The organism is Pseudomonas sp. RIT288 (assembly GCF_000631985.1).
Lineage (GTDB): Bacteria > Pseudomonadota > Gammaproteobacteria > Pseudomonadales > Pseudomonadaceae > Aquipseudomonas.
On the sequence record NZ_JFYN01000034.1, the window covers coordinates 532,791 to 545,101 of the forward strand.

Annotated in this window: 9 protein-coding genes and 2 pseudogenes; 1 reads left to right on the plus strand and 10 read right to left on the minus strand. The window is 60.8% G+C overall.

What is annotated here, in order from left to right:
- Positions 1-20 precede the first annotated feature (20 nt).
- From BW33_RS21145 to BW33_RS21155, 3 genes are read right to left on the minus strand one after another with little or no spacing between them, the layout of a single operon-like run.
- Complete coding sequence (locus tag BW33_RS21145) at positions 21-3,074, minus strand: efflux RND transporter permease subunit (RefSeq protein ID WP_047600988.1); 3,054 nt, start codon at positions 3,072-3,074, stop codon at positions 21-23.
- Positions 3,071-4,135, minus strand: coding sequence for an efflux RND transporter periplasmic adaptor subunit (locus BW33_RS21150; RefSeq protein ID WP_047600989.1), 1,065 nt, complete (start codon positions 4,133-4,135; stop codon positions 3,071-3,073). The genes BW33_RS21145 and BW33_RS21150 overlap by 4 nt, the downstream gene beginning before the upstream one ends.
- Positions 4,132-5,235, minus strand: coding sequence for an efflux RND transporter periplasmic adaptor subunit (locus tag BW33_RS21155; RefSeq protein ID WP_047600990.1), 1,104 nt, complete (start codon positions 5,233-5,235; stop codon positions 4,132-4,134). Before BW33_RS21155 ends, BW33_RS21150 begins: the two co-directional genes overlap by 4 nt.
- Before the next feature lie 202 nt (positions 5,236-5,437).
- Between BW33_RS21155 and BW33_RS21160 the strand changes: the two genes are divergently transcribed.
- On the plus strand, positions 5,438-6,634 hold the full coding sequence (locus BW33_RS21160) for an AAA family ATPase (RefSeq protein ID WP_047600991.1): 1,197 nt from the start codon (positions 5,438-5,440) through the stop codon (positions 6,632-6,634).
- A gap of 119 nt (positions 6,635-6,753) precedes the next feature.
- Here BW33_RS21160 and BW33_RS30085 read toward each other — a convergent pair.
- From BW33_RS30085 to BW33_RS21195, 7 genes and pseudogenes are all read right to left on the minus strand, one after another.
- A pseudogene (locus BW33_RS30085) lies at positions 6,754-7,451 on the minus strand (transporter substrate-binding domain-containing protein); the annotation flags it as partial.
- A gap of 23 nt (positions 7,452-7,474) precedes the next feature.
- Positions 7,475-7,672 (minus strand): annotated as a pseudogene (locus BW33_RS30275) (ABC transporter permease subunit); the annotation flags it as partial.
- A gap of 633 nt (positions 7,673-8,305) precedes the next feature.
- On the minus strand, positions 8,306-9,103 hold the full coding sequence (locus BW33_RS21175) for a MetQ/NlpA family ABC transporter substrate-binding protein (protein ID WP_027611172.1): 798 nt from the start codon (positions 9,101-9,103) through the stop codon (positions 8,306-8,308).
- Between the two features lie 276 nt (positions 9,104-9,379).
- Positions 9,380-10,300, minus strand: coding sequence for a sigma 54-interacting transcriptional regulator (locus tag BW33_RS21180; protein WP_047600993.1), 921 nt, complete (start codon positions 10,298-10,300; stop codon positions 9,380-9,382).
- A gap of 56 nt (positions 10,301-10,356) precedes the next feature.
- Positions 10,357-10,938 carry an alpha/beta hydrolase gene (locus BW33_RS21185; protein ID WP_047600995.1) on the minus strand — a complete coding sequence of 194 codons (582 nt, stop codon included), beginning with the start codon at positions 10,936-10,938 and terminating at the stop codon, positions 10,357-10,359.
- Positions 10,939-11,159: 221 nt separating this feature from the next.
- Entirely contained in the window at positions 11,160-11,561 is a 402-nt protein-coding gene (locus BW33_RS21190) for an ExbD/TolR family protein (protein ID WP_003220570.1), read from the minus strand.
- A 1-nt stretch (position 11,562) separates the two neighbouring features.
- Positions 11,563-12,288: a MotA/TolQ/ExbB proton channel family protein gene (locus BW33_RS21195; protein ID WP_047600996.1), complete on the minus strand. Its 726-nt coding sequence runs from the start codon at positions 12,286-12,288 to the stop codon at positions 11,563-11,565.
- Between the last annotated feature and the right edge of the window lie 23 nt (positions 12,289-12,311).

The following is a 12,311-nucleotide window of genomic DNA, read 5'->3' on the forward strand; positions in this document are numbered from 1 at the left end:
TGCGATCTTTTGCTTTTGCCTCAAGCGGTCTCTTTCTTCGGCTCGCGAATCTTGTACCAGGCCACATACAGCGCCGGCAGAAACAGCAGCGTCAGCAACGTCGCCACCACGATCCCGCCAATCATCGCGTAAGCCATCGGCCCCCAGAACACTTCTCGGGCGATCGGGATCATGCCCATGCTCGCCGCCGCGGCGGTCAGCAGGATCGGCCGGCGCCGGTGCTCGGTCGCTTCCACCACCGCATCCCACGGCGCATAGCCCTTCTGCTCGAACTCATCGATCTGCGTCACCAGAATCACCGAGTTACGGATGATGATGCCGATCAGCGCCAGGATCCCGAGGATCGCCACAAAGCCCATCGGCGTCCCGGTCGGCACCAGCGCCAGCACCACGCCGATCAGACCCAGCGGCGCGACACTCGCCACCAGGAACATCTTCTGCACGCTGTGCAGCTGGATCATCAGGAAGGTCGCCATCAAAAACAGCATCAACGGCAGCACCTTGGCGATTGGCCCTTGGGCCTTGCCACTTTCCTCGACCGTACCGCCGGTGGCGACTTTGTAGCCGACCGGCAGTTTTTCAGCGAAGGCATCGATCGACGGCTTGAGCAGTTTCACCAGGTCGGTCGGCTGGATCTCGTCACGCACCGAGGCCTTGATGGTGATGGTCGGCAAACGGTCGCGACGCCACACCAGCGGTTGCTCCAGCTCATACCGCACGGTGGCGAAGGCCAGCAGCGGAATCGACGTGCCGTTGGGTGTGACGATCTGCAGATTCTGCAGGGTTTCCGGGGTGCCGCGTTCGGAATCCACCGCCCGGCCAACAACGTTGATCAAGTAGATATCGTCATCGACCTGGGTCAATGGCGAGCCGCTGACGATGCTGTTCATCAGCTTCGCCACGTCTTCCGACGACAGCCCGAGCTGACGCGCCTTGTCCTGGGCGATGTCGATGCGCAGGACTTTGCCCGGCTCGTTCCAGTCGTAAATGATCTCGCCGATGTGTTCGTTCTTGTCCAGCTCCGTCGCCAGGTCGATGGCGTGCTTGCGCACCTGATCGATGTCCTTGCCACTGACCCGGTACTGGATCGGCCGTCCCACCGGCGGGCCCATTTCCAGCGCCTGCACGTAACTGCCGATGCCGACGAAGTCCTTGTGCAAGCGTTCACGCAAGCGTTGGCTGAGGGCTTCGCGGGCCTCGAAGTCTTTGCTGACGATCACCAGCTGCGCGTAGTACGGGTTCTGCAATTGCTGGTCGAGCGGCAGGTAGAAACGGATCGCGCCCTGACCGATGTAAGTGCTCCAGCGCACGATGTCCGGGTCGCCCTTGAGCGTGGCTTCAAGCTTGTCCACGGCCTTGCGGGTTTCGTCGATCGAGGCGTTTTGCGGCAGGTTCAGATCGACGAGGATTTCCGGGCGATCGGAGGACGGGAAGAACTGGTTCTGCACAAAGCGCATGCAGAATACCGCCAGCACGAAGCACAACACGGTGATGCCGATCGCCCACCAACGGTTGCGCATCGACCACAACAGGCCATGGTTGAATGCTCGGCCAATGCGCCCAGGCTCGCCTTCGTGGGGTTTCACGTTGGTGCTGAGAATGTGCACGCCAATCACCGGTGCGAACAGCACCGCGACGATCCACGACACCAGCATCGCCACCGCGATCACCGCAAACAGGGTGAAAGTGTACTCACCCGCAGAGCTGGCGTTGAGGCCAATCGGCACGAAACCGGCGACCGTCACCAGCGTACCGGTGAGCATCGGAAATGCCGTCGAGGTGTAGGCGAACGTCGCCGCCTGCTCCTTGGTCTCGCCCATTTCCAGGCGCGTGACCATCATCTCCACGGTGATCATCGCGTCGTCCACCAGCAGGCCGAGGGCGATGATCAGTGCGCCGAGGGAAATCCGCTGCATGGTGATGCCGCTGTATTCCATGAACACGAAGACCATCGCCAGCACCAGCGGAATCGAGCACGCCACCACCAGTCCGGCGCGCACGCCAAGACTGATGAAGCTGACCACCAGCACGATGATCACCGCTTCGAACAGCGCGCTGGTGAAGCCGCCGACGGCCTCTTCCACCACCACCGCCTGATCGGAAACGGTGTGCACGCCGACGCCCACCGGCAGGTCGGCCGTCAACTGGTCGATGCGCGCGTGCAGCGCTTTACCGAACTCCTGCACGTTGCCGCCCTTCTGCATGGCGATCGCCAGGCCGATGGCCGGTTTGCCGTCGAAGCGGAATTCCGGGGTGGCCGGGTCGACGTAACCACGGCTGATGTCGGCGATGTCGGCCAGCCGATAGAAACGGTCGTTGAGCTTGAGATTGACCTCGGCCAGATCCTTCTCCGAAGCGAACTGCCCCGAAGTGCGCACGGAAATCCGCTCCGGCCCGGCCTCGATCACACCCGCCGGGGTCACCGCGTTCTGCGATTGCAGGCTCTGCACCACCTGGCGCTGATCGATACCCAGCGCCGCGAGTTTGCGGGTGGAGAAGTTCAGGTAAATCACTTCGTCCTGCTGGCCGACCATCTCGATCTTGCCCAGCCCCGGTACGTTGCGGATCTCGGCGCGGGCCTGTTCCACGTAGTCGCGCAACTGGCGCATGGTCAGGCCGTCGGCGGTAAACGCGTAGACCGAGCCGTAGACGTCGCCGAACTCATCGTTGAATCCGGGGCCCTGAATCCCTTGGGGAAACTGTCCGCGAATGTCATCGATCTTCTTGCGCACCTGGTACCAGATTTCCGGGATGTCCTTGGCGCTGGTGGTGTCACGCAGGTACACGTAGACCGTCGATTCGCCGGGGCGCGTGTAGCTTTTCACGTAGTCGAGAGAATCGAGTTCCTCGAGTTTTTTCTCGATGCGGTCGGTGACCTGCTTGAGGGTTTCTTCCTGGGTCGCGCCCGGCCATTTGGTCTGGATGACCATGGTCTTGATGGTGAACGAGGGGTCTTCTTCGCGCCCCAGATTGAAGTAGGAAAACACCCCCATCAGCAGCGCGACGAACATCAGGTACCAGACGAACGACTGATGCTTGAGGGCCCATTCGGAGAGATTGAAAGAGCCTTTCATTGACTGTCCTCGTCGAGTTTCACGGCTTGTCCGGGTTTGAGACTGTTGACGCCTGCGCTGACCACCTGCTCACCACTCTTGACCCCGCCGGCCAGCACCACGGTGCTGTCGGTGCGGCTGGTGACACTGACATCGCGCGGTGACACGGTTTTGCTCTGGGTGTCGATGACCCAGATGCGGGTCTTGCCGTCGACTTCCTGCAACGCCGTGGCGGGCAATTCGATGCGCGGTTTGATCGCCGAACTGAGGGTCACGCTGATCGCTGTGCCGAGACGAAAACCGGGGGGTGTTTCGCTCAGGGTCAGGCGGGCGCGACGGGTACGCGTGGCACTCTGCGCCTGGGGTTCGATTTCGCGAATGATCGCCGTGGTGTTGATGCTCGGGTCGAGTTGCGCGGCCACCAGAAACACCACGTCGGACGGGATCTGATCGACCAGCGTGTCCGGCAGGTCGATCACTGCTTCCTTGATGTCCGGTTGCGCCAGGGTCACCACTTGCTGGCCGGCGGTCACCACTTGGCCGGCCTCGGCATTCCATGCGGTGACCACGGCTTTGTGGTCGGCGCGCAGTTCGGTGTAGCCGAGCTGATCCTTGCTCTGATTGACCGCTGCCCGCGCCTGATCGAGCGAAGCCTGGGTGGTTTTCAGGTCGGTGGTGGCGATGTCCAGTTGTGCCTGGGCACCCACTCCGCGATCGAACAGCGCTTGCTGCCGCCGGGCATTGGCCTGGGCGTTGATCAGTTGCGCCTGCACTTTGGCCAGATCGCCTTGGGCCGAGCGTAACTGGTTCTGCTGATCGGTCGGGTCGAGGGTGGCGAGCAGCGTGCCCTTGTCGACTTCAGCGCCAACATCGACGTTGCGACTGGCGATACGGCCGCCAACGCGAAACCCGGTGTTGCTCTCGTAACGCGCCTGAATGCTCCCGGCAAAACGCCCGAGGGTTTCCTCGTTCAGCGCCTGCACCTTGATCGACAGCACCGGCCGCACCGGTTCCGGCGGTGGCTCGCTTTTCGAGCAGGCAGCCAGCAACACACCGATGGACAACAGCCCCAGACGCTTCATGGCTGCGCTCCCGGTTGCAGATCCTTGTAGGTGTTTTCCGCCACCTCGACTTTTATCCCCGGGTGCAGCAGTTGCCCACCGGCCACAATCACCTTCTCGCCGCCGGAGAGTCCTTCACTGATGATGACGTTGCCGGTCAGGTAGCGACCGACCGTGACGTTGTGCAGTTGCGCCTCGCCTTTGTCATCGACAATCCATACGGCGGGGTCGCTGATGTTTTTGGTCAGCGCCGACCACGGCAATTCCACTGCCGACTTGCCGGAGCCTTTGGCGCTGGCGCTGACCACCGAGCCCAGCTGCATGCCCTGCGGCAGGCTGTCGAGGGTGACCTTGACCTGCACCGTGCCGGACTGTGCCGACACCGCCGGGGTGATTTCGCGCACGGTGCCAGTGGTCTTGATGTTGGGGTTGTCGAGCAGGCTGACCACGATCGAGCGATCGGCGGGCCGCTCAGAGAGCAGCGATTCGTAGACGTTGAACACCGCATCGCGCTCGCCATCGCGGGCCAGTTTGAAAATCGGTGCGGTCGCCTGGACCACCTGGCCGACTTCAGCCTGCCGCTCGGTGATGATGCCGGGAGCATCAGCAATCAGTGAGGTGTAACTGAGTTGATCCTTGGCATTGGCCAGTTGCGCCTGAGCCGCGCTCAGGGCGCTCTGACTGCTGCGCAAGGCGGCTTGAGCAGAGTCGAATTCGCTCTGACTGGTGTAACCCTTGGGCAACAGTTTCTGCTGCCGCACGAACGCCGCGGCGGTCTGTTTGACTCGCGCCTGCTCGGCGACAACCTGCGCCTGGGCGGAATCGACGTTGGTCTGCAAATCCTTGGGATCGAGTTTGGCCAGCACCTGCCTGGCGCTCACCCGGTCGCCGACATCGACCATGCGCTGGATGATCTTGCCGCCGACGCGGAACGACAGTTCGGTCTGCACCCGGGCCTGAACGTCACCGGTGAGGGTCACGGCAGCGGCGTAGTCAGCCGGCTTCACCACTTGCACAAAGACCCGGGGCAAGTACTCCGCCGGGGCTTCTTTCTTGCCGCAAGCGGTCAGCGTCGTGAGCAGGCTCAGCATGACCACTGTTTTCAATCCGGGACTCGCCATGCAGACTCCTTCCTGTGTACGAACGTGCAAGTGACGATACGACTGTGAGCTTAGAACAGGGTTCAACCTTCGCCTGCGTGATCTCTATATTTCCCGTGTAGGAGCTGCCGCAGGCTGCGATCTTTTGACTTTATAAGAGCAGGATCAAAAGATCGCAGCCTACGGCAGCTCCTACAATGGTCGCCTCAAGAGAAGGATTTTCATGCTCAAGACCCTCGCGGTGGCCAATTACCGCTCGATCAACAAATTGGTGATTCCACTGGGCCGGCTGAACCTGATCACCGGCCCCAACGGCAGCGGCAAGTCAAATCTATATCGGGCCTTGCGTCTGCTGGCGGAGACCGCGCAGGGCGGCGTGGTCAATGCGCTGGCCCGCGAGGGTGGGCTGGATTCGACGTTCTGGGCCGGGCCGGAAACCATCAGCCGGCGCATGCGCAACGGCGAAGTGGCGGTCGAGCCGACGGTGCGTCAGGGCGTCAAACGTCTGCGCCTGGGGTTTGCCGGCGAGGATTTCAGCTACTCCATCAGCCTCGGCTTGCCCGACTCCAACGGACACTTCATGTTGCCGGGGGACACTCATCCCAGCCCCTCGCGTTTCAGCCTCGATCCGCAGATCAAGCGCGAATGCATCTGGGCCGGGCCGCTCTATCGCCCGGCGAGCCTGCTGGTGGATCGCAACGGGCCGATGATCCGCGCCCGCGAAGCCCGCAGCTGGGACGTGCTGGCGCAACACACGCCGAACTTCGACAGCCTGTTCGATCAGGTCGGCAGCCTGCGCAGTTCGCCGGAAGTGTTCCAGATGCGCGAGTTCATTCGCCGCTGGCGCTTCTACGATCACTTTCGCAGCGACGCCGACGCCCCGGTGCGCCAGCCGCAATTGGGTACGCGCACGCCGGTGCTGCATCACGACGGCCGCGACCTCGCCGCAGCGTTGCAGACCATCAATGAAATCGGCGACCCCGAGGCGTTGCAGGCCGCGGTCAGCGACGCGTTTCCCGGCGCACGGCTGAACATCGCACCATTGGCCGGCGGACGCTTTGCCATCGAGTTTTTCCAGGAGGGGTTGTTGCGGCCATTGTCGGCGGCGGAGCTGTCGGACGGGACATTGCGTTATCTGCTGCTGGTCGCGGCTTTGCTGACCCCGAGGCCGCCGTCTTTGATGGTGCTCAACGAACCGGAAACCAGTCTGCATCCGGATCTGTTGCCGGCGCTGGCGCGCTTGATCATTCGCGCGTCGGAACGGTGTCAGGTGTGGGTGGTGTCCCATGCGCGGCGGTTGATCTCGGCGTTGCAGGAAGATCCGGAGTGCAATTGCATCGTGCTGGAGAAGACCTTCGGCCAGACCGGCATTGTCGGCCAGCGGGTGCTGGATGAGCCGGCGTGGCATTGGCCGGATTGAAAGCGAAAAGATCGCAGCCTGCGGCAGCTCCTACAGGTTTCGCGTCGCGCCGTGATATGGCGACAGGTGCTGCCCCTGTAGGAGCTGCCGCAGGCTGCGATCTTTTGCGCCTTGATTAATCACCCCTGCCACTTGCCACCCTCGACAATCACACTCTCAGGCTGGGTGTCATCGCTCAGCTCTTTACGCACATATTGGTCGTACAGCTTGAGCAGGGACTTCTCTTCACCCAGCTTCGCCAGCTCGGTATGCACCCAGTCACGCAGCTCGACGTTGCCCTTCTTCACTGCCGGCGCAATCGGTGCTTCGGCACCGAGTTTTTCGTCCAGCACGCGGTAGCCCGGGTTCTGCTTGGCCCAGCTGAACAGCACCAGATTGTCCTGCGCGCAGGCATCGCCGCGCCCGTTGGCCAGGGCTTGCAGCGACTCGGAGTTTTTCTCGAACTTCAGCTGTTTCCAGTCCGGATGATTCTTGGTCAGCCAGATGTCGGCGGTGGTGCCGGTGGTGGTGCAACTGGCCAGGTCATCGAGGCTTTTCACTGCGTTGCCTTGCGGCACCAGCGCCTGCACCGCGACCTTGAGGTTCGGGGTCACGGTCATGTTGGCGAGGATCAGGTCGACCTGTCGCGTTGCAGGAACGGAATGCGGCTCGCCGGCTCCACGGCCACGAATTCGACCTTGTTTTCATCGCCCAGCAGATCCTTGGCGAAGCGCCGGCCGATGTCGGTGTCGAAGCCGACGTAGCGTCCGGCCTCATCGACGAAACCGAAAGGCGGTTTGTCGGTGAACACGCCGACGATCAGTTTGTCGCGGCGCTTTCGCTGACGACTTTCGGCTTCGGCGCGATGTAGCTCTTGGTGGTGTAGAGGATTTCAGGCACGGCCACCGCCGAAACCACGGTGGTTTCCTTGAGCAGGAAAATGAAATTGGCGAACAGCGACGGCAGGCTGAGAATCCCCGCTTGCGGCAGGATCACGTAGCGCAGCAACTGGCCGTGCGACAGGCCGATGGAGCGGCCCGATTCCAGTTGCGCCCACGGCTTTGAGAAACGCCGGCAGGGTACTGAGGATAAATGCGTAACCGAAAGTCATGAAGCATCCTGGACGTCGCTCGGTAAGCGACGGTCATGCAGTCCATGGCAGCGGTAACTGTCCGGCAGGCGCTGACTTTATAGGTATAAAAACAAGAATTTAAATACTGTTAAAGCATATTGATATCACGCAAAAAACTATCTTGTGGGTTTGCCGGGAAGGAATAAGAAGGCTATTTTCCCTTGCGCTGTAGGACGGATCTTTTTTGCATGAAAGCCCTCCAAGGACGAACAGCTTTTGGCCAGACTCCCCCGGCCAAACCATTACAAGGAAGACAACATGGACGTAAAAGTGCCGCAGCGACTGGATCCGCAGGACATCGTGAAATTGCTCGTGGCGTTGCGCCGGGCGTTGAAGACTCAAGTGGCCTGAGTTACCACACTTCAAGATCAAAAGATCGCAGCCTGCGGCAGCTCCTACAGAAGATCGCGCTCCCTGTAGGAGCTGCCGCAGGCTGCGATCTTTTGCCTCTGGCTTTAGATCTTGTGGCGATTCCACAAATCGAGCACGCAAAAAAACGCCGATGACCATCACTGGCCATCGACGTTTTCATACCTTGAAGGGGTGGTTCAAGCGTTGGATCAGAACGCCGGCAATACCGCGCCGTTGTACTTCTTCTCGATGAACGCTTTGACTTCCGGGCTGGTCAGCGCAGCGGCCAGTTTCTTGATGGCGTCGCTGTTCTTGTTGTCCTCACGGGCCACCAGGAAGTTCACGTACGGCGAATCAGCGCCTTCGATCACCAGCGCATCCTTGGTCGGGTTCAGCTTGGCTTCCAGCGCGTAGTTGGTGTTGATCATGTCCAGATCAACTTCCTTCAGCACACGTGGCAGCAGGGCCGACTCCAGTTCCTTGAACTTGAAGTTGTGCGGGTTCTTGGCGATGTCTTTCGGGGTCGCCAGCGCGTTTTTCGGATCTTTCAGTTCGATCAGGCCAGCCTTCTGCAGCAGGATCAGGGCACGGCCGCTGTTGCTGCCTTCGTTCGGAATGGCGATGGTCGCGCCGTCCGGCAGGTCAGCCAGTTTCTTGTACTTGCTCGAGTAGCCACCGAACGGTTCAACGTGCACGCCTTGCACAGTCACCAGGTACTTGGACTTGTCGTCCTTGTATTTGCCAGCGTTGAAGCTGTCCAGGTAAGGCTTGGTCTGGAAGTAGTTGGCGTCCAGACGCTTCTCGCCAACCTGCACGTTCGGCTGCACGTAGTCGGTGAAGACCTTGATTTCCAGATCCACGCCTTCTTTGGCCAGGGTCGGTTTGATCAGCTCGAGAATTTCCGCGTGCGGCACCGGAGTCGCCGCCACCACCAGTTTCTCGCCGGCCTGGGCCAGGGAAGCCGTCAGAGCAGCCGCCAATGCGGTAAACAACAGAACCTTTTTCATGCAGTGTCCTTATCGAGAATCACGGTCGCGAATGGCGACGGCTATTAATACGAGTGCCAGTGAAGTGCTATCTCTGGCGTGAAGCGGACAATACCGGGATTTTTTATTCCAGGACAATAACGTTTATTCACTTTGATATTCCATTTTGCTCATACGCGCGAGATAGACATGTAGGCGCTGCCGCAGGCTGTGATCTTTTTATTTTCAATGGGTTAAATGCGCAAGAAGCAAGATCACAAGATCACAAGATCACAAGATCACAGCCTGCGGCAGCTCCTACACGAGACCTGCATTTTTCAGTAACTGCTTTAGCGCCTGCTGATCGGCGGCGGTGCCATTTTCCAGGATTTGCTTGATCTGGCTTTCGATCTGCACCAGCGTCTGTGGCAGGTTCAGGTGCTCCGGCAGGATTTCATCGCCGGTGCTGACCAGCAGCGCAAAGTGAATGACGTTTTCCAGCTCTCGGGTGTTGCCCGGCCAGCTGTGGCGCTCCAGCAGCTGCTGCGCCGCTTCGCTGATCAATGGCACCGGCAGATCAAGGCGCTGGCTGTAGATGCCGAGGAAATACTCGGCCAGCGAAAGGATGTCACCAATCCGCTCGCGCAGGGCCGGCAATTCCAGCTGACCTTCGCTGAGGTAGTGATAGAGCCGTTCATGAAATTTTCCGGCGTCCACCGCTTGTGCCAGATCGATACTGGTGGCTGCGACCAACCGCACATCCACCGGGCTTGGCTGATGCGCGCCGACGCGGGTGACTTCATGATTTTCCAGGGCGGCGAGCAGCTTGATCTGGATCGGCAACGGCAGATCGCCGATCTCGTCCAGATACAAGGTGCCGCCATTGGCCGAACCGAACCAGCCGGCGCGACTGCTCGCCGAACCGGTGTAACTGCCAGCGGCATAGCCGAACAGCTCGGCATCAGCGTAGGTCGGGCTGATCGCGCCGCAGTTGACCGAGACGAACAGACCGCTGCGATCACTGGCACGATGGATATGTCGCGCGAGAAGCTCTTTACCAGTGCCGGTCTCGCCGCGAATCAACACCGAGATGGCACGCGGCGCCAGGTGCTCCAGCTCCTCGCGCAACTGGCGGGAGCGGGGATCGACGAACACCAGCGCCTTGGCGCGAATGCTCAGAGGACTTTTTTCCGCATCGGGAAAGGTCAGCAACGGCTGACCGAACGTTTCGAAACTCATGGCAGACTCCCGCCCAGAACCGCCGGCAGACGGGGGCGTTCAGAAAAGAAAAAGGTTCAAGCGCGACGCCGGGCGTGGTGTTCCAGGCGGTTCTGCAGGCGATACAGATAAGCGAAACCCTGCTCCCAGCGCTGATGTCCGGACTTGACGTTGATGTGCCCGGCCCCCGCAAGAATCCCCGCTTCGGCGCCCCAGTTGCGCGCCAGCTCCAGGGCACGCGGGGCGCTGACGGCGGCGTCGTTGTCGGAACTGACCACCTGGCTCGGGAACGGCAGCAGGTCGGTCGGGATCGGCGCAAAATTGCGCAGTGCCGGCGCGCAGGCCGGACGCTCGACATCCGCCGGCGCCACCAGCAACGCGCCGCGCACCTGACGCAGGTATTGCACGGGCGCGGTGGCAGCCCAATGCGCAACGGTGATGCAACCCAGGCTGTGAGCAATCAGGATCACCGGCGTGCTGTCGGCGGCAATCGCTTCGGCCAGCGCCGCGACCCAGTCTTCACGGCGCGGTGTCAGCCAGTCGGCCTGCTCCACTCGTGCGCTGTTGGGCAGGCTGTTCTGCCAGTGTGTTTGCCAATGATCTTCTGGCGATCCTTGCCAGCCCGGCACAATCAGGTAGCGGATTGATTCGTTGCGCATGGGGAGCTCTCCTGCGTCGTGTCTGTTCCTGATCGAGTATAGGGACGGGATTTATATTCGTTAAGGAATAAGAAGCTATTTATTAAGACCCATAAAGAATATAAGTTGCCTTTTGTAGGAGCTGCCGAAGGCTCCTACAGGGATCGCGTGTGGGTTAAAACCGGGATAAAAAAAGGGCCGCACCCTGCCAAGGAGACGGCCCCGGAAAAACGTAAATCCTGTTACCGCGCGGTGATCACCGACAATTTGGTAATCCCCGCCCGCTCGATCGAGGCCATGGCCCGCGCCACTTCGCCGTAGTTCACCCCGTCGTCGGCCTGCAATTGCACGCGCACTTCCGGGTCCTTGGCCTTGGCCGACTTGAGGTTGAATTCCAGCAAGTCCGGCTGAATTTCATCCTTGTTGATAAACAGTTTGCCAGCGCCGTCGATGCTCACCACCAGTGGATCTTTCTGCTCGACCGGCGCCACCGCTTCGGTCTTCGGCAAATTGATCGGGATCGCGTTGGTCAGCAGCGGCGCGGTGACGATAAACACCACCAGCAGCACCAGCATCACGTCCACCAGCGGCGTCACGTTGATCTCGCTCAGCACCTCGTCGCTGTCTTGCGTGGAGAAGGCCATATCAGGACGCCTCCTTCACTTTTGTCGCATTGCCCGGTACCGCGACCTTGTTCGCAGTCGGGTGGATCAGCACACGGAACGAGCTCTTCTGCGCCAGGCTGTAGAAGTCGTGGGCGAAGTCATCCAGATCCGCCGCCGTCAGTTTCAGGCGACGCAAAAAGTAGTTGTAAACCAGCACCGCCGGCACTGCGACCGCGATCCCCACCCCGGTGGCGACCAGTGCCGCGCCAATCGGACCGGCAACGGTTTCCAGGCTCGCCGAGCCTGCCGCGCTGATGCCTTTCAACGCTTCCATGATTCCCCACACCGTGCCGAACAAACCAATGAACGGCGACGTACTACCAATACTTGCGACCACCGCCAGACCCGTTTCCAGCGAACGCCGTTCGCGGACGATCTGCTGACGCAAGGCACGTTCGAGGCGATCCTGATGGTTGATCGCCTGGCTCAGGTCATTGGCCTGCGGCGCCTCACCCACCTGGATCGCCGCGTAACCGGCCTGTGCCACCCGGGCCGCAGCGCCGGGTTGGGTTTCGCTCAATTCGGCGGCGGAATCGAGACTCGACGCCGCCCAGAAGCGTTTATGAAACTTGCGATCCTGCGCCTTCAGACGACCGAACTGCACAGCCTTGAGCAGCGCCAGTCCCCAGGTGGCAACGGAAAAAACCACCAGCAGCCAGATCACCGCGCTTTCGATGGATTCCAGTGGAGAGGCCAGTAACGTCATGATGTATTCCCTCGTGTAAACAT